The organism is Winogradskyella psychrotolerans, assembly GCF_018860545.1.
Lineage (GTDB): Bacteria > Bacteroidota > Bacteroidia > Flavobacteriales > Flavobacteriaceae > Winogradskyella > Winogradskyella psychrotolerans_A.
Genome location: NZ_JAHKPN010000011.1, coordinates 339,929 through 360,068 on the forward strand (window position 1 = coordinate 339,929; position 20,140 = coordinate 360,068).

15 protein-coding genes and 1 pseudogene are annotated in these 20,140 nt (G+C 34.3%); 1 reads left to right on the forward strand and 15 read right to left on the reverse strand.

Annotated features, from left to right (window positions below):
• Window positions 1-3 precede the first annotated feature (3 nt).
• The 15 genes and pseudogenes from KO515_RS04980 to gmd form a co-directional block, all read right to left on the reverse strand.
• The gene (locus KO515_RS04980; protein ID WP_215935273.1) at window positions 4-1,182 is read right to left on the reverse strand and encodes a glycosyltransferase; all 1,179 of its coding nucleotides are present in this window, start codon (window positions 1,180-1,182) and stop codon (window positions 4-6) included.
• Between the two features lie 10 nt (window positions 1,183-1,192).
• A pseudogene (locus KO515_RS18960) lies at window positions 1,193-1,351 on the reverse strand (DapH/DapD/GlmU-related protein); the annotation flags it as partial.
• A gap of 407 nt (window positions 1,352-1,758) precedes the next feature.
• Window positions 1,759-3,000 (reverse strand): glycosyltransferase family 4 protein, encoded by a 1,242-nt coding sequence (locus KO515_RS04990; protein WP_215935275.1) that lies wholly within the window; start codon window positions 2,998-3,000, stop codon window positions 1,759-1,761.
• 159 nt (window positions 3,001-3,159) lie between these two features.
• Window positions 3,160-4,437 (reverse strand): O-antigen polymerase, encoded by a 1,278-nt coding sequence (locus KO515_RS04995; protein WP_215935276.1) that lies wholly within the window; start codon window positions 4,435-4,437, stop codon window positions 3,160-3,162.
• Between the two features lie 197 nt (window positions 4,438-4,634).
• Entirely contained in the window at window positions 4,635-6,095 is a 1,461-nt protein-coding gene (locus KO515_RS05000; RefSeq protein WP_215935277.1) for an oligosaccharide flippase family protein, read from the reverse strand.
• 83 nt (window positions 6,096-6,178) lie between these two features.
• Entirely contained in the window at window positions 6,179-6,871 is a 693-nt protein-coding gene (locus tag KO515_RS05005) for a sulfotransferase family 2 domain-containing protein (RefSeq protein ID WP_215935278.1), read from the reverse strand.
• An 83-nt stretch (window positions 6,872-6,954) separates the two neighbouring features.
• Complete coding sequence (gene wecB / locus KO515_RS05010; protein ID WP_215935279.1) at window positions 6,955-8,061, reverse strand: non-hydrolyzing UDP-N-acetylglucosamine 2-epimerase; 1,107 nt, start codon at window positions 8,059-8,061, stop codon at window positions 6,955-6,957.
• Between the two features lie 113 nt (window positions 8,062-8,174).
• On the reverse strand, window positions 8,175-8,999 hold the full coding sequence (cysQ, locus tag KO515_RS05015; protein WP_215935280.1) for a 3'(2'),5'-bisphosphate nucleotidase CysQ: 825 nt from the start codon (window positions 8,997-8,999) through the stop codon (window positions 8,175-8,177).
• Window position 9,000: 1 nt separating this feature from the next.
• Entirely contained in the window at window positions 9,001-9,357 is a 357-nt protein-coding gene (locus KO515_RS05020; RefSeq protein ID WP_215935281.1) for a four helix bundle protein, read from the reverse strand.
• Between the two features lie 94 nt (window positions 9,358-9,451).
• The gene (locus tag KO515_RS05025) at window positions 9,452-10,708 is read right to left on the reverse strand and encodes a sulfate adenylyltransferase subunit 1 (RefSeq protein WP_215935282.1); all 1,257 of its coding nucleotides are present in this window, start codon (window positions 10,706-10,708) and stop codon (window positions 9,452-9,454) included.
• A gap of 95 nt (window positions 10,709-10,803) precedes the next feature.
• Window positions 10,804-11,709 carry a sulfate adenylyltransferase subunit CysD gene (gene cysD, locus KO515_RS05030; protein ID WP_215935283.1) on the reverse strand — a complete coding sequence of 302 codons (906 nt, stop codon included), beginning with the start codon at window positions 11,707-11,709 and terminating at the stop codon, window positions 10,804-10,806.
• Window positions 11,709-12,305: an adenylyl-sulfate kinase gene (gene cysC, locus KO515_RS05035; RefSeq protein ID WP_215935284.1), complete on the reverse strand. Its 597-nt coding sequence runs from the start codon at window positions 12,303-12,305 to the stop codon at window positions 11,709-11,711. The genes cysD and cysC overlap by 1 nt, the downstream gene beginning before the upstream one ends.
• Window positions 12,302-12,742, reverse strand: coding sequence for a DUF2061 domain-containing protein (locus tag KO515_RS05040; RefSeq protein WP_215935285.1), 441 nt, complete (start codon window positions 12,740-12,742; stop codon window positions 12,302-12,304). Before KO515_RS05040 ends, cysC begins: the two co-directional genes overlap by 4 nt.
• Before the next feature lie 4 nt (window positions 12,743-12,746).
• A complete protein-coding gene (locus tag KO515_RS05045) occupies window positions 12,747-13,694 on the reverse strand; it encodes a GDP-L-fucose synthase family protein (protein ID WP_215935286.1) in 948 nt (315 codons plus the stop codon).
• Window positions 13,695-13,698: 4 nt separating this feature from the next.
• Entirely contained in the window at window positions 13,699-14,814 is a 1,116-nt protein-coding gene (gene gmd / locus KO515_RS05050) for a GDP-mannose 4,6-dehydratase (RefSeq protein WP_215935287.1), read from the reverse strand.
• Window positions 14,815-15,489: 675 nt separating this feature from the next.
• Between gmd and KO515_RS05055 the strand changes: the two genes are divergently transcribed.
• A complete protein-coding gene (locus KO515_RS05055; RefSeq protein ID WP_215935288.1) occupies window positions 15,490-19,803 on the forward strand; it encodes a beta strand repeat-containing protein in 4,314 nt (1,437 codons plus the stop codon).
• The last annotated feature ends 337 nt before the right edge of the window (window positions 19,804-20,140 follow it).

Sequence of the window (20,140 nt, forward strand, 5' to 3'; positions counted from 1 at the left end):
AATCTAATCTAACTTTATAAAATCTGGTATCTCATTTGGGTTCAATAACCAATGGTACAAACTTAAGGTTTGGTTTGCAATATTACCCCAAGTAAATTTATTTTTTACCAAATTATAACCATTTTCACCATAACGAGTAAGATCGTATTCAGAATTTAGAACCTGTTTTATAATTTTTGTAGTATGCTCTAGATTGTGATTAATCTGAATACTCGCCTCATTTTCGAAACCTTCTGGAATATTACATTCTGGCGTCATCAATACCGGAAGTTTATAAGACCACGCTTCCAAGACCGACATGGGCAAACCTTCGCTATAAGACGGCAAAATAAAAGCATCCGCATGTAACAACTCTTTTTCCTTGGCCTCACCATACACTGGTCCAATAAATTTTACAAAATTGCTTAACTTATACTCCTTGCATTTTTCTTCAAGTGCTTCTTGATGCCCATTTTGAGACCATCCTGCAATTCTAAATTCCCAGTTAGACAATAAATGAGGTGCTGTTTCCTGAATATTCTTAAAAACCTCAAGACTAAACTCTAAGCCTTTTTTAGGGTGGACTCGACTAATAAAGAGCAATACTTTTTTGTCTTCAACCCCTTTAATATGGTGTTTTTGTTTGATTTCTAAATCCTCTGGTAAATAAATTCCATTAGGAATGATGGCTACAGGATTCTTTAGGCCTAAATTACGAATAGACTGGTATTCCGATTCACAAAGCGCATGGATACAATCTGCACCTTTAAGATTGGCATATTCAAACCAATGCCCTACAAGCTTCTTCTTTAGTTTAGAATTATTAATAGCCCAAGGATCTAACATGCCTCTTGGTGTAATAATGGTTTTGGTATGCGATTGTCTTTTTTGAGCTAATGCACAATGTGACGCATAAGTCCATATCCCCTGCTGATGTATAATATCTGGATTATTACTTTTTAAAACACCTTTTAAATCTTTAGAATAGGCAAAATTCTTAGGCCCTATGACGTTATAAATAGGCATTTTTAAGTCACCCCAAGACGCTAAGTCTTCTTCAGTGTATTCGTCGTTATGCGAAATGACACTTAGGTCCAAAGCATCATCTGCAGCTACAATACTTTTCGCTAAGCTTTTTACACTATTAAAAAGACCTCCCGCATTTCTCGAATTCGTACCAGTTAAAAGGGCTACTTTAGTCATTAATTTCTTTTCTGTATTTGATTAGTTTAGCTGGATTACCAGCATATATGGCCCAGTCTGGCACATCTTTAGTAACAATGCTACCAGAGCCAATAATGGAGTGACTTCCAATCTTAACACCTGGCAAAATAATAGTTCTGGTACCTATCCATACATCGTTTCCTATAATTACAGGTAACCTTGGAGGAGCTCCCTGCTGCGTCATTGGGATATCTGTTCTATCAAAATTATGACTACCGGAGAGTATGGACACTTCTGGCCCCATCATTACATCATCTCCTATGACGGTATCATTACCTATCCAAGCCCCTCTATTTAAAGATGAATTGTTGCCAATTTCAACATTAATACCACTTCCAAAATCAACATCGGCATGCACTTTAAAATAGCCTTTATAAGATTTAAATATGCGCTTACATAGAAAAGCTCTAAATCGCATGGCCAAACCACTACCAGGTAACGGAGTATCTATTAAATGCTTTGCTACAGTGTAATACATTAAAATAAAAACGCTCTTTTTAAATGAGATTTTTTGATTTTTTAAGACCCCTATAGACTCTTGACTTTTATCAGTTGTCATAATAATTCTTTTACTAATTTTTTTTCATATTCTCCATGAGTAAATTCTTCACTTCGTTTAAGAGCATTAAAGGCCATCGTTCTCCTCAAATCTTTATCGGCAATCATATTTTTTAAGCCCGTTGTCATTTCTGCAACCTCACCAGCTTTATAGATATAACCTTCCTGTCCACTTTTAATAACGGAACCAGACTCATTAGTTGTTAAAGTCGGTAATCCCCAACTTAATGCTTCTAAGCCAACCATAGCTAATCCTTCCAAGTAAGAAGGAAAGAAAAAGACATCTGCTGTTTTGTATTCTATATTTAACTTTTCTTTATTCAATTTCCCCAAAAATGTAATATTATCAGATTTATTAGCATTTAGCCAGTCTATGGCATCAGTCTCAATATTACCAATAACAAAAAATTCACAGTTTTCTTCAGAGCAGGCTTTGGCTACATTGATAAAATCATGAATACCTTTTCTAAATCCAGCATTTCCAACGAAAATGATTTTCAAAGGTTTTTCTGTTTCGAACTTAGAAGTAAGATTTGCCTCTCTTACAGCAAACTCAACCTTATTTTGGTAACCATAAGGTACTATAGTTAGCTTTTCTTTATCTGCGCCCGCTCTAATTAGCTCATCATAGACATATAAAGAAGGGGCTAATATCTTATTTGCAAGCGCCCATTCACTTTCTTCCCTTTCTTTAAGAATTTTTAAGGTGGGTAAAATGTGATCTATATGAATTCCAAATTCTTTTTTTAAATATTCAAAGGTTTCAATTTGGGCGCGCCTCGGAACTATACATTGTTCTAAAACCACGTAAACATTTTTAGTACGATTATTATTTATCCACTGCAGAGTTTCTATACATCCAGAATCATACCCATAAAAGGCATTGATTGCCTTATGTTGAGACAATAATCTAATCGCTTTTTTATTTAATAACCTGTACGCAAACAATAGTGATACATATTTCTTTTTTGCGGATAACTTTTTTAATAATAGCTTGAACATTAATCCTACATACCAAGAACTTTCAACTTTATCATAGTCAATACCTGTTCTATAAGACATATATGCTTTTTGTTCCTTTTTAAAATTAATAATGTCCAAAAGTTTACTAAAGTTCGACTTTCTATCGTAATAAGCATCCGTATTTAGATATAGCAGTGCATCCGATTCATCCAATATTTTGGCGACGTCATATTGACGCCTAGAGGTTAGTACTGATAGTAGATATTTTTTATTCATTTTTCGTTACTAATTAAAATTTACTCATGTACATATTTTATTATTTACAGCTATTTAATTTAATTTTCATATCAATACTTTAATTAAGGTAACAAATAAATTAAAAATATAAACTCTAAAAAAACTATTCTACCTAAGATTTAGTTTAAAGAACTAATTTTAGTTAACAACACCTATCTTCTTCAAAAAAAACTTAAAGAGAACAAGGTACCATATAATCTTTAATACAGGTCTTAATCCGCTATGAGATGATAATACCAAAGCAATTAATAAAAACACATATGTAAGAACTAATATAAATTGATTTTGATTCAATGCATTCCTTTCGAAATAAGAAAATAAATATCCTATACAAAAAACTAATACAACCCCGAAATAATTCATAACGTAGTATATTTCGGCAAGTGCAGGTGTAGTAATTCCGTAATCAACACCTATCATATCCTTTAAGTCTTTACCTATGGGATATGGTTTCATAATGAATTGAGGAAAGGGATTTAAATTATATAATAATTTGAAAAGCAACGAAAATGACGTTTCCTGATCATTATGCTTGTCATCAACCTTAACTGTAAAACTTGGGAGTGCATCAATCGAAGCAAAAACAGGCTTAAATTCCTCTTTAAAAATTGTACGACTTTGATCATCAAATTTAGGTTGAAACACGGCATAAATATAATTAGCAACACCGCCTTTATAATATTTTCTTTGTGTAAAACCTATGAAAGACAAATACATAGATATAGTGAATAATAAAATGAATTTTGATAATTTAATTTTTTTATTAATCAGATAATCTGCAATAGGGATAAGCATGAAAAAAATCCCAGAACCTCTGCTGAATTCATACCAGAAAGTAATGGATGCTGCAGCTCCTATACAATATAACAAAACTTTAGATTTAGGCTTCAAGACAATACCTGTTGCTGCATACAAAATTATTATAGGAAATATAATAGTACTTGCAACCATTAACGTACTAACAACAACAGGGCTGAAAGCAAATAACATATTATTCCAATCACCTCTATCATATATACTAAATAATGCATTTTGAATACCACCTAAGATAACTAAAGTAAAAATTAGTGTAAATATTAAAACCAAATATAAAATCCTATTACTAAATAAATTAATACTAAAATCGATAGATGAGTTTAATCTAAATTTCTCCTTCTTTAAATTAAAACCAATAAAAAAGGCTAGAATCGAAAGTAATGCAAATGTCAGACCTACCTCAATATTATAACTTCTTAATATATTTGATTCATATTTATGACCTTTTAATATGCTCTCAAAATAACTAGCGAAATATTGCAAAAATATTATTAACGGTCCTATAAATGAAAATGAAAAATATTTAAGTTTTCTTTTCTTTTTACTATAAAAAAAAACAAATATTAAGAAGGCCAATGATATATAAAAATAATCCTGCACGTTTATTTGGTTTTAATAGGTGTAACTAGAAATTCATAAAAAAATCTATTTGTTACGATTAAGTAATTATTCATAGCTGACCCCAACAATGTTGCAGTATCGTTTAAGAAATTTAAACATTTTAACATATCATTCTAACTAAATGCAAAAAAAAAGCTAGAATCAAAACAATAATTAATAATCCCAATTTCATACTTCTATTTTTTCAGGGATTTAATTTTATCAGCAACTGTAAAATAATACTGTTTATGAAATAATCTTAGCATAATCACAAAGAACAACAGACCAATTACTGATGTTATAACTAACTTTATAACAAGTAAAAGCTTTGTTGATCCATCAATTATATATTCTGCCAAAAAATGAGATCCATAAAACGCAATAAGGCTAAACCCTAAGAGCATATTGGTCTTTAAAAATAATGAAAGCAAGTTAATTTCATAGTTCTTTAAGGATTTGTACAATTGATAAAACGATATCACAAAATAATAGATGGATACTCCGTAAGCGATACCCAAAGCTTTGTAAAAATAAGCTAAAGGAAATAATAAGGCGACCATCACGACTAATGAGATGGCAGCTATTCTTGCCAGTTTATCAAATTCTCCATTGAGTTTAAGTGGCACCACCCATTGTGAAGAAAGGATTCTAAAAAACATCCCTAATGATAGAATTTGTATTAAATTAACTATAGAAAACCATTTTTCACTTAAGAATAGATGCACCAAATACTCCGCACAAAAAAATTGCCAACTTGTTAAAATGGCACCAAAAATAGAAAGTACAATAATTAATGTTTGTAATTTTAAACCTAATTCAATATTTGTAAGTTTAATTTTATTTAACGTAGGAAATATCACCGAGGGTAAATTAGCCGCCAACAAACCAATCGCTTGAACCGCAATCGTGAAGGCCATAAAATATAAACCGACCTCTGCTTGCGTTGCAAAGAAACCAAGAATAATATAATCAATTTGGAAAGACGTTCTACTCGCTAAGGCAAAATAGAAGCCATACAGACTGTCATTAAAGAGTATGCGCCACTTTCTTAAATGCAATTTAAAATTAAATTGAATATTTGTTTTATAATAGAGGTACAGACAGTTTATAATAGCGACGAATAAAACAGGATACACAAAACTATACACACCAAAATCTAATAGTGCTAGCAAAATAATGCCCACTTGAATGGATAATAATTCAACAACCTTAATCTGTGCTAAGAACTTAAATTCCAGATTAATTCTCAACTTTGAATTAGGAAGAATAGACAAGGCTTGAAAGGGTAAACTGAAAGATAAAATAAGTACTAAGAGAGATATTTCAAGATCATTTGTAAAATAGCCGTAGAGCCAACCAATAAGCAAACTGATGACGAACGCTATTATGGACACAAAAAGGGTTAATGACTTAGCCGTTTCATACCAAAGCCCAAAAGCCTTACCTCTTCTGATTAAAACATCCTGAATTCCAAACTGTTGCGTTATAAATGTAATATTAGTAATCGCAGTGACTAAGGCTACTTTACCAAAGACTTCTGGCATTAGAATAAGTGCTAAAAGAATTTGGCTAAAAAAAGAAATCACTTTTAGCGAAACCGTTTGTAGCATCATCCAAAAAGAACCTGAAATTATACTTTTTGTAGAATCACTTACCATGCACTTTTGCTTCTTATTGTAGTTATTATGTTAACTGTAAAATTTTAATAAAATACTGAACGTTTTTTACGCGCCAGAATGTATTATGTTAGATTTGTTGTATCCATTTTAAAATTAAAGTATTCAATATCTTCTTTAAACACTTCACTGACAATAGCGAATGATTCATCGCAATAAAACTCTTGATACTTTTTCTTATCTCTCTGTTTACCTATATGAGGCATTTCATCTACTTTTAAATTATATTTATCTTTAAAACGCTTGAAATCTTCATTAAGGTTTTCGAATCTTAAAATATTATCGACCACAATTTCACCTTTCTTATTTCTTAAATAATCTAGTTGTGTTCTTTTATGGGCTAAATCATTATGATCTCGACCTTCCGTAGTGTAATACGTTTTAACGAAATCTTTAAAAGAGAGATCACCACCCATATGTAAATACGATGATACCGCTCTATCATAGGAATTTCTAACGATAGCAACTTTAATAGCATTCTCCATGGTATTCTGGCCTAATAAACCTAACAATTCAATTTCGGTATAGGTTAAATGTTGCAAGGCAATACTTATATCAAAAGTTCCCCAAAGACGTGACAAACTATTTTTATCTCTCGTTTGAGTTAACATATATTTTGAAGCTCTATTAAAAAATGATCGCCATTTATATTTTTGACTTTCACTTTTTGAAATCATACCCACCGCGACTTCAAATGATTTACCAGCACATTTCGGTATATGAACAAATAATGTATTTAATTTTTTAGAATATGGCATAATGTCTTATATATAATTCACTTTTTAAGATTTGAAGAACAACAACATCCTCTGCTTAATTTAACATTCTACAAACCATTAGATTAAGATGTATGTCCTAAATTTTCAATAACCTCTAATATACGTTCAGTAGCCTTCCCATCCCAAAACTGAGGGACAGCACTGTCTTTATACCTGTTTTGGTCTATAGTTTCTATATGTTCCATTATTTCGGCGATATCAAAATCTAATAAGGTATTGGAACCTTCTGTAATTGTAATCGGACGCTCTGTATTTGGCCGTAGTGTTAAACATGGTTTTAGTTTAAAGGTGGTTTCTTCTTGTATACCTCCACTATCAGTTAAGACCATTTTGCAATGGTGAATTAGATTTTGAAAACTAAAGTAATCTAAAGGTCCAGTGATGACCAATTGCTTTAAATTGTCAAAATCAGCCTTTAAATCAAACTTTGTAATGTTGTTTAAAGTTCTTGGATGCATCGGAAAAACAACTGTATGCTTCTGAGTTATCGCCTTAAGCAAAGTATACAATTGTTCTAAGCCTTCCTTATGATCTACTGTTGCAGGTCTATGTATGGTCATTAGAATAAATGCATTCGCTACTAACTCATAATCCTCTATAACAGATTGAGATTTTATAGCATCTTCAAAAGCTACCAAAGTATCAATCATAGTATTTCCAACAAAATGAATCTGATTTTGTGGTTTACCTTCTTTAATTAAATTATCGATACCGCTTTGTTCGGTTACAAAGAAATAATCAGTAATCTCATCAACTAATAATCGATTAATTTCTTCTGGCATGGTTCTATCGCAGCTCCTTAGTCCACTCTCTAAATGTCCTAAAGGAATCCCCATCTTATTTGCGGTTATGGCAGCTGCTAGAGTAGAATTGACGTCTCCTGGAACAAGAATAAGATGTGGTTGAAACGTATTTATAACTTCTTCTAACCTAATCATAATTTCACCAATTTGATTATTGGCAGAATTCCTTGGAATATTTAAAGAAAAATCGGGATAAATATCTAGTTGTCTAAAAAAATCGTCAGCCATCGCCTTATCAAAATGCTGGCCTGTATGCACAATTTTTATATCAAACTTCGTTTTAAACTTTTCCTCAGCAACTTTCTTAAACCGCGTTACTTTGATGTAGTTTGGTCTGGTACCTACAACTATTAATAATCGAATCATTTATTTTTTATTGTTTCTCTAATTTTTTTTTAATTAGATATACCGTTACGGATTGCATTATGACTTAAGTTCTATTTGTATTGCCTGGCCTTAACTTTTTAACTTTGGTACACTTACTTCACCAAAAACCAATGGTTTAATAACTCCTCTCTGTTATATAACATAGTTTTTTTAGTGTCCCAATCTATAACATCGAAGCCAGCGTGTTCGCAAATCGCTTGACCTGCTGCTGTATCCCATTCCATGGTTGGTGCAAATCTAGGGTAACAGTCGGCTTGTCCTTCTGCTACCATACATAATTTTAATGAGCTGCCCTTAGATATTAATTTTACGTCACCATGTTTTTGGCGCATTTCATTAACATAGTCTTCTGTTTCAGGAGACATATGAGAACGACTTGCCACAACAGTGAACGTTTTATCTGCTCTCTCTAATGGTAATTTTTGGCCTTGTTGTACTAAAGCATCTACATTATAATCTTCAAGATTTACTTTCGCTTTAAAAGCTCCCATTTCTGAAGTTGAAAAATATAAATCGTTTAAAACCGGGACATAAATCACTCCAATAACCGTTTTCTGATTTTCAATCAACGCAATATTTACTGTAAACTCTCCATTGCGCTTTATAAACTCTTTTGTTCCATCAATGGGATCTACGATCCATAATTGATTCCAATCTTTACGTTCGGCATACGGCATGGCTTTTCCTTCTTCAGAGAGCACAGGAATATCTGTTGCGCTTAGGTGCTCCATAATAACATTATGTGATGCCACATCGGCTTTGGTTAACGGTGAGTTATCCCCTTTAATTTCTACTCCAAAATCATCGGAATTATAGATGTCAAGAATTACTTTACCGGCTTCAAGCGCTGCGGCGATACTTTCATGTAGTAATTCAGTGAGGCGGTGATTCGCTAGATTGGAGCTTTTATTATTCATTTTACTTACTTAGTTTTTTTATTAAAGCCTGTTTTAAACGGTATAGCATTTTTCTAATGGTAATGATATTGTCTTGTAATGCATTATCGAACGCTATATACCAAATTCGTTCTGCTATGACTAACTGCGTTTCTATTTCCGCCAGTGATCCCGATGCTATATTTAAAAATCGAATCAAATCCTTTGTAGAACCTCTACTCGATCCCTCAGCTATATTTGAAGGCAACGAAACAGCTGCTCTTCTAAGTTGAGAGGTTAATCCAACGTTTTCAGATGCAGGAAAACCCTTCGTACGTTTATAAATATCCTCTACTAAATTTAAACCTAATTTATAAACTTCTAAATCTTTATGAGTCATTTTTAAAATTTTAAAATTCCTATTCTAAAGATTCACCGCATCACCCCATCACCGCATCACTGCATCACCGCATCACTGCATCACTGCATCATCATTAAATAATCATCCCAGCACCAATAGTTTCATTGGTTTGTTCATCGATAATAATAATACTTCCCGTTTGGCGGTTCTTTTTATAAGCGTCAAAAAAGATAGGTTTCGCCGTTCTAATTGAAAGTCGAGCAATATCATTCATTTCTACCTTATCGATACCTTCAATACGATGTAAGGTATTAATATCAATCTTATATTTTAATTCTTTAATCATCCCAACCGTTTCATTAGTTGTGTGCTTAATCACCACTTTAGTACGTGCTTGCATTGGAGTTGTACTCATCCAAGATACTAAGACTTCTAAATCCTGACCAATTTGAGGGACGTTATTTTCACGAACAATCATATCGCCACGGCTATTATCAATTTCATCCTCTAAGGTCATCGTCACAGACATCGGCGCAAAAGCTTCTGCTATTTCTTCTCCATTAAGTTCAATGGTTTTAATAGTCGTCACAAAACCAGAAGGCAGTGATTTCACCTTATCTCCAGGCTTAAAAATACCTCCATCTATACGACCAGCAAAACCGCGATAATCTTGGTAATCTAAAGTATGTGGACGAATAACAGATTGAATTGGGAAACGGCAGTCTACCAAATTATGATCGCTTGAAATATGAACCGTTTCTAAATGATACATTAACGTGCTGCCATCATACCAATCCATATTCTCCGATCGATTTACTACATTATCTCCATTTAAAGCTGAGATTGGAATAAACTGAATATCCTTAATATCTAATTTAGACGAAAACGCTTTAAAGTCTGCCACAATATTAGTGTACACCTCTTCACTATAATCCACTAAATCCATTTTATTCACACAAACAATAGCATGTGGTATACGTAACAACGAAGCAATAAATGCATGACGGTGCGTTTGCTCTAACATCCCTTTACGCGCATCAACAAGGATAATCGCTAAGTTAGCCGTAGACGCTCCAGTCACCATATTTCGGGTATACTGAATATGTCCTGGTGTATCTGCAATGATAAATTTACGTTTTGGTGTGGCGAAATAACGATACGCAACATCTATGGTAATGCCTTGCTCTCGTTCAGATTTTAAACCATCCGTCAATAAAGATAAATCTACATAATCAAAACCTTTACTTTTACTAGACGCTTCAACCGCATCTAACTGATCTTGAAAAATTGACTTACTATCGTAAAGCAAACGCCCTATTAATGTACTCTTTCCATCATCTACACTTCCCGCTGTTGTAAAACGTAATAATTCTATATCTTGATAATCCATTTTTAATCCGTGTTAGTTGTTAGTTGTCAGCCTTTAGTTCTCTAATCGTATTTATTTCGATTTCTAAAGTCTCAACCTAATTTCTATTTGTTTTTTTAAAAGTAACCTTGTTTTTTACGATCTTCCATTGCTGTTTCAGCGCGCTTATCATCAGCACGACCTCCACGTTCGGTTGTACGCGTTGTTGCAATTTCTTCTATGATTTTATCTAAATCATCTGCGGTAGACTCAACAGCACCAGTAATTGGCATATCACCACAAGTTCGGTATCGCACCGTCATAGTCTCAACAGCTTCACCTTCTTTTAATGTTATAAATTCAGAATTTGCTAAAATCACACCATCTCTAACCACACAATCCCGTTGGTGAGAGAAATACAATGATGGTAATTCTATATTTTCTAATTTAATATATTCCCAAACGTCCATTTCTGTCCAATTAGAAATTGGAAACACTCTAAAATGTTCTCCATAGTTTTTGCGACCATTGAATAAGTTCCATAATTCTGGTCTTTGGTTTTTTGGATCCCATTGTCCAAACTCATCTCGATGTGAAAAGAAACGTTCTTTTGCTCGTGCTTTTTCTTCATCACGTCTTGCACCACCCATGGCTGCATCAACTTTGTGTTCTTCCAATGTATCTAAAAGAGACACAATCTGAAGGGAATTACGAGAGGCATCAGCACCTGTTTCTTCCTTCGCACGACCTTTATCAATTGCTTCTTGAACTGAACCAACTATAAGTGTCACACCTAATTTTTCAACTAATTCATCTCTAAACGCAATCGTTTCAGGAAAATTATGACCCGTATCAATATGAATTAATGGAAACGGTATCTTTGCTGGAAAGAAAGCTTTCTTCGCCAAATGGGTTAATAAGATTGAATCTTTTCCTCCTGAAAATAGTAATACTGGGTTTTCAAATTGCGCAGCAATCTCTCTAATTACAAAGATGGCTTCAGATTCTAATTCTCTTAGGTGATTAATAATATAATTGCTCATTATTCAATTTTTAATTTTTCAACAATAACGTCTAATATAGTTTTTACCGATGCTTCTATCGGTTGATCATCTGTAATAATTTCAATATCGGGTTGGATTGGCGCTTCGTAAGGTGCCGAAATTCCAGTCATATTTTTTATTTCTCCTGCGCGCGCTTTTTTATACAAGCCTTTTACATCTCTACGTTCACATTCTTCTAGAGAGGTATTGATATAGATTTCAATAAAGTTTTCCGCACCAACAATCGTCTTAATATTTTCTCTATCCTTAATATATGGGGAAACAAAAGCCGCCAAAGTGACTATACCTGCATTGACCATTAAGTTACCAACTTCTGCTATTCTTCTAATATTTTCGGTACGATCTTCTGGAGCAAAACTAAGGTCTTTATTTATACCCTGCCTAATATTATCCCCATCTAAACTAAAGGTGGAAATGCCTTTTTTATAAAGCTCCATTTCTACCAAATTAGCAAGCGTAGATTTTCCAGACCCAGATAACCCAGTAAACCATAGAAGAAATGAGCGATGACCGTGGTGTTTTTCCCGATCCATTTTACTAATTTTATAATCGTGCCTAACCGTGTTTAAGCTCATAGTTCTTTAGATTTTTTCAATTGGTTTAATCGTTTTCTTCTATTTCTTTTGTCCAATCCAAAATCAATACGGTACCAGAGTTTCTCATGTCCAAAATACAATACCATTTTTGTAAGCACCTCAGCACCTCCAATTTTTAAACCCGTTAAAGGGTTTCCTGTAACGATCCATCCTAAAACAAAAGTATCAATTGTTCCGACAGCACGCCATGAAAACGTCTTTAAAATATGACGCTTGTTAGACGATTCTATTTTCGATTTAAACCAAGCCCGCTCATGTAAGTAATAAAGAACCATCTTAGTGATAAGTTCCATAAACGCTATCTGCGAACCTAGTTTAACATTTCCAGATATAAACCACGACAACAGGAAAGTATCCAATGTCCCTATAATACGCCAAGTAATAGTTTTAGCAAAATGTCGTTTACTGAATTTCAAACTATTATAGTTTTAATGTTTTATAATCCTCTTGATGCGATTGAAACCAATGATAAGCATCCTCAATACCTTTTTCTAAAGAGTACTTAGGCTCCCAACCTAAAGCTCTTAATTTAGAACTATCCATTAATTTTCTTGGTGTTCCGTCTGGCTTTGTACTATCCCAAACTATTGAACCTTTATGCCCTACAATTTTTTGTATCGTTTCCGCTAAGGTCTTAATAGTAACATCTGTACCTGTGCCCACATTATACAAATGCTCTGGCAGTACATTATTTACAGCAAATAAAACCGCTTGAGCCAAATCGTCAACATGTAAAAACTCGCGCATCGGTGTTCCGCTACCCCAAAGTCCAACAGGACTACTAGTGTCCTTTGCTTCGTGAAATTTACGAATCATAGCAGGCATAACATGAGAACTCTCTAAATCAAAATTATCATGAGGCCCATATAAATTGGTGGGCATTAAGCTTACAAAATCTTTCCCAAATTGCTTTCTTATGGCTTCACAAGCTTTAACTCCCGCAATTTTTGCGATAGCATACCACTCATTAGTAGGCTCTAAACTATCCGTTAAGAGATACTCTTCCTTTAAGGGTTGTGGTGCAAATTTTGGATAGATACAAGAACTCCCCAAAAAAATAAATTTCTTAACATCTAAATGATGAGCGGCATCAATTAGATTATTTTGTATTTGTAGGTTTTCCATTAAAAATGGATAAGGAAAATTGTTGTTCGCTAAAATCCCTCCTACTTTGGCTGCCGCATCAATGATGATATCTGGTTGTTCAGCTGCAATAAATGCGTTAACCGCCTGCTGATTTCTTAAATCGAGCTCAGCACTTGTTCTACCAATTAAATTAGTATACCCTTGGGCTGTTAAGGCCCTCCAGATTGCAGATCCTACCATACCTCTATGGCCTGCGATGTATATTTTTGAAGTCGTAGCCATAGTATTACTCAAAATAGTTCATGGTTGTATAACCGCCTTTTTCAAGATACTGTTGTTGTTTCATCAGTTTTATATCGCTCTGCATCATATCCTTTACTAAATCATTTAAATCGTACTGACACTCCCAGCCTAATTTTTCTTTAGCTTTTGAAGCATCACCAATTAACAACTCAACCTCAGTTGGTCTAAAGTAACGTGGATCTACAGCTAAGACCTCTTTACCAATTTCTAATTGATAATCTGGATTATTACATTTAGTAACGTAAGCTTTTTCATGTTCACCTTCTCCTTTAAACTCAAGCTCTACACCAACTTCTGCAAAACTCATATGTACAAAATCTCGAATTCTTGTCGTTTTACCAGTGGCAATCACCCAGTCTTCAGCTTCTTCAGCTTGAAGTATCATCCACATCATACGCACATAATCCTTAGCGTGTCCCCAATCTCGTTGTGCATCCAAATTACCTAAGTAAAATTTATCTTGTAACCCTAAAGCGATACGAGACACCGCTCTTGTAATTTTTCTGGTCACAAACGTCTCCCCTCTAATTGGAGATTCATGGTTAAATAAAATCCCATTACAAGCATACATATCATAAGCCTCACGATAGTTCACAGTAATCCAATAGGCATACATTTTTGCTACAGCATATGGTGAACGCGGGTAAAACGGTGTGGTTTCAGATTGTGGTACTTCCTGAACTTTACCATATAATTCTGATGTTGATGCTTGATAAATACGTGTTTTTTTCTCTAAACCTAATAAGCGAACCGCATCTAAAATACGTAAGGTACCCAAACCATCTGCGTTCCCAGTATATTCAGGAATCTCAAAAGACACTGCCACATGACTCATAGCCGCTAGGTTATAAATCTCATCAGGTTGAATTTCTTTAATTAAACGAATCAGATTCGTACTATCCGTCATATCACCATAATGCAAAAAGAAATTTTTATGATCGACATGCGGATCTTGATATAAATGATCTATTCTATCGGTATTAAATAAGGAAGAACGACGCTTTAAACCATGAACCTCATAGCCTTTTTTCAATAAAAACTCACTTAAATAGGCACCGTCTTGGCCCGTAACTCCTGTTATAAATGCAACTTTACTCATACAAAACAAACTAAACCTTTGTGGTTTATTAATTTAAATTTGCCACAAATTTAAAAGAAATCAAGCATTATACTAGTTTATATTAAAGAATTAAAGAAAATGATTATTTAAAACCTTTAACTTATTAAATACTTTTAACACCTAAAGTGAACGAAAAAACAGACAAACACAACACCACAAAAAAAATTAGATACGACAATCAATACCATCTCGCTTATATTTCTGCTCCCCTTTACAGCGACCGTCATTAAAACAAGACTTAAAGATTCTATATTTCACTACAGAATTCAATGAACTCTTACCCGCAGATTATGAGTTGACCATGCCTATTCAGATTTTTACGTATTGAAACATTTATGTTATGCACAAAACATTTTACAAAATTGGTTAAACTTAACTAAAACAAACTAAGTTACTGACAACCCGTAAGTTAAGCGTAAATAACTCAAATCCTTAATGTAAGGTTAATCGTTTCGTAATACTTAAATTTTATTGTTAAAAAAATCTTTCACTATATTTGCAACCCCCTATATCTACAGTACTTATGGCTTATTTTGGCATTTTAACTTTTAACAACATTTTATATAGTTGTACAGTTGTAATTTGTAAGTATTTTCTTGAAAATATTCTATTTACAACCTACATTTCACCCTAAAAATTAAAACAAATTAACACATGAAACACATTTACTTATTATTAATTACTCTTTTTATTGGGAGTATTGGATATTCTCAAACTACAGTATCCTATGATTTTTCTGACGGAGGGGCTGAAAGTGGACTCAATGAATCATCGCCTGGAATTACAGTAGATTCAAATATTGGTTTTGGTAGTTTCAAAAACTCTGGAACATCTAATCCAGGAATATATAGTAATCAGTTACGTCTTTATCAAAACGACACTCAAGGAGGGTCTATAAAGATTTACGCCAACAACGGTGTTACCATAACCGATGTTACAATCTATGCATCAAGTAGAACAGGTCCTGCTGAATATACTGTAGACGGAGGCAGTGCTACAGCAATTACTATTAGTGGAGGTGCGTATACTATGAGTTCGCTAGGGGGAATATCCACTATTGAACTAACACAAAAAGATAGTAATTCTAGTAATCGAATTTACATCGACAGTTTTGATGTAACATACTCCTCCCCTTCAACTTGTACTTCCCCTACCAGTGAAGCTACAGCTTTTTCAGCATCTAGTATTACAACAGATGCCGCGACGATATCTTGGACAAGAGGTACCGATGGTGACAATGTAATTGTTATTATGAAAGAAGGATCTGCCGTTGATTTTAGTCCTGAAAGCGAAACCTCTTATCCTGATAATGCCAACTTTTCATCTGGAACTGAACTAGGAACAGGAAACTATGTTGTTTATAATGGTTCTGGCACATCAGTAGACGTTACAGAATTATCATCTAACACAACTTACTATATTGCTATCTACGAATATAATGACACAGATACGTGTTATATGAGCACGGCTTTAACTGATAATTTTACTACACTAATAAGTACAACTGTTGAATTCAATGGAAGTACGGCATCTGTTTCTGAAGGTGTAGGCACTTATGAATTAGAATTCACCATAGCTAATGAAGATGCCGTAAATGATACGACGTTTGATGTAGTTCTGACAGGTGGAGATGGTGACGCTACAGATATAGATGGTTATACTACTCAAACGGTAACATTTCCTGGAGGGTCTGCTGCAGACCAAGTAGTTATATTAACGGTAACTGATGATACTGATTTAGAAACCGATGAAACCTTAACCTTTGAAATACAAAATGTATCAGGTGGCGATAATGCAGTTGCAGGTTTAAATAGCACATTTACACTTACTATTACTAATAACGATGTAGCGCCTCCAATTGCATTACCTTATAGTGAAGATTTTTCTGATTGTGGCGCTGTAGAATGGACTGCATTTGATGAAGCCGGAGGTAACTCATGGACTTGTGGTAGTGATGAGTATGCTATGAATGGCTATGGGAGTACAAACGTTGATTGGTTAATTTCAGATTTCTCAATAGATTTTGATGCGTATGCATCAGTAAACATTGATGTCACCACTCAAGAACGTTATGGCGACACAACTAATACACCAGGTGAATTTGAATTACTATATTCTATAGATTACACAGGTGGCGATCCAACAACGGCAACATGGACAGCAATTACGTTTGACCCAAATAACACAGCTAGTTCCGGCACTCTATCTACAGCTTCTGTTACTTCTGTAGATGCTTCAAGCATTACAGGCACAGCGTATTTAGCATTTAAATATGATATGAATTTTGGAAGTGGAGCTGAAGATTGGCGCGTACAAAATATTGATATATATGAAGTTTTATCATCGACTACCGTTGAATTTGTTAGCTCTAGTGCCACAGTTGGGGAAGATGTAGGAACCTATGATTTAGAATTTTCTATTAGTAATGAAGACGCTACAAATGACACAACGTTTGACGTGGTATTAGTTACTGGAGATACTGCAGATATAGATGGTTATACGACTCAAACGGTAACCTTTGCTGCGGGTACTAGCACAAATCAAACCGTAACTATAACTGTAACGGATGATCTTATTGATGAAGGCGATGAAACCTTAACATTTGAAATACAGAACGTAGCAGGCGGTAACTCTGCTGCTGTTGGTTTTGCAAGTTCATTTGACTTAACTATTTCAGTTAGCGACACACCAATACCTGCTGCAGGATGGCAAATTACTTCTGAAAACACGGCTTTTGTTATTGATTTTGATACCACAGTAACAGATGTAAATAATGGTGCTTTTGACGGTTCTGGTTTTACTGATACTCCTGCGAGTGGTCAATTAGATTCTGATGCATGGGAAGCAACAGGAATGTCTGATGGTTCTCTAAGCTATGGCGGTTCTCAAACCTCAGGTGATTATATAAAAGGATCAAGTACAGGAGGTGTTAGTAGTGGTGGTTTTTATGCCTTTGACACAGGTAGTAGTAATAGTAGCTTAGGATTTCAAGCTACTGGTAGTGACTTTACACCAGGAACGATTACGTTGAGAGCTCAAAACCAAACAGGAACTACGGTTACAACAGCTGATCTAGCATACTTAATATATGTTTATAATGACCAGGGACGATCAACTACGTTCGACTTCTCTTACAGTACAGATGATTTAAGCTATACCGATGTTGCAGCTTCAAATTTAACAAGTGATGCAACCGCTGATGGTAGTCTTATTTGGGTTTCTAACTCAAAAGCTACAAGCATTACAGGTTTATCTATTGCAGATGGGGAGTACTTATATTTACGTTGGTCTACAGCCGACAATGGAGGTAGCGGAAGTAGAGATGAATTTGCTTTAGATGATATTAGCTTAAGTTTTAATCCAATACCACCCGTAACCTATACCTACAACGGCACATGGTCTCCAAGCGATCCAAATGGCACAGCTACTGCTAATGATGACATCATAATCACTTCTGGTAACGCAACGATTACAGCAAATACAACTGCAAATTCCGTGACCGTTAACCCAGGAGCCGCAATCACAGTAGATGACATTGCAACGCTAAACGCTACCAACGGTTTAGTTTTAGAATCGACATCGTCTAGTTTTTCGAGTTTAATATTAAATGGTACAATTACAGGTACCATTACTTACGAGCGTTTTGCTAATGCCTTTAACGGTAGTGCTGCTGGAGGTAACGACCTTATTACCCCTCCACTTTCAGGGCAATCTTGGTCAGACTTTTTAACTACTGGTACTAACAGTACCGATCTATTAGATAATGGAGCCACATCACCTACAACCTATGCTTTTGCACCGTTTGATAAATCGGCAAGTGCTTACGTTAACTATACCGATGCTACGTCTGCTACATTAGACAGTGGTACGGGCTACAGAGTTGCTACGGATTCAGGAGCAAATTTAACATTTACGGGTTCTGCAGCAGACGATACTGTTATTATAGGCATTGAGAATTCAGGCTCTAGTTATGCCTCATGGAATCTTATTGGAAATCCTTATCCGTCATATTTAGATATGGAAGCCTTTTTAGAGTATGCAAGTATTCCAGAGCAACGAAATATTGATATTATTGGTGATGCTACTGGTATTTACGGTTACGATGGCACTAGCAATGTTTGGGCAACCTATACACTTGCCAACGCAAACGAAGTGTTAATTGCTCCAGGACAAGGGTTCTTTGTATCCTCTGATTCTGCTAGTTCTAACTTGTACTTTACAACAGATATGAGAACAACAGGTACATCTGATGACTTCATTACCGGCCGAAACGCTAATGTCTTAACGTATTTAAAACTTAAAGCTAGCACATTAAACAACAGTTATAGTACTGATTTCTATTTCAACACAAACTCTAGTTTAGGTTTAGATTTAGGTTACGATGCTAAAATCTGGGGAGGAACAGCTCCTTCATTCGCTTTATACTCGCATTTAGTGGAAGACAATACAGGCCTACCTATTGCTTTACAGTCTTTAAACACTACGGATTTAAGTGACGTATCAATTCCTTTAGGGGTTAACGCCAACCAAGGTGAGCAATTAACCTTTAGCATCGCAGATTCTACATTAGGAAGTGATGTTAATGTTTATTTAGATGATAACGTATTAAATACATCAACCTTATTAAATACTGGAGATTATGTAATAACGCCTAATGCAGATTTATCTGGAACAGGAAGGTTCTACCTTAGAGCTACCGTGACGACATTATCTACAATAGATAATAACTTTGATCATTTAAATATATACACTAATAAAGCAGCTAAAACTATTGTTATTGCTGGTCAGTTAGTAGAATCTACAACAGCTTCTGTGTATGATGTTCAAGGACGTTTAGTCGTTTCAACCTTATTAGAAACTACAAACAGAACTCAAACTATAGACGTGAGTCAATTAAATGATGGTGTATATGTTGTAAAACTGCATAATGCAGCTCAAAATAAAACTCAAAAAGTGATTATTAGATAATACGCTTTAATATATAAATTAAAAGAGGCTTGCTTAATACGCAAGCCTCTTTTTTTTTTTAGATTGACCAAAAGGTCTAAATTATTGATAATTAACATATTTAGACCACTCTAAATATGAATATTACATTCTAAACAAATTTTTGACTCTGTTTTTTAGCAATCTCATAAGTCACGAGTAGAACTCGAAATACCGGGTTTTAACAATATCCCATCTTTTTAACATAATTTTAATTGAAAGTTCAATATTTTTCTATATTTGCTGTTCAGCTATCCAAGAACCCCTTCTATTTCTTGTTTATCTAAGCGCCAAATTCTACTTTTTTATTTTATTTCTA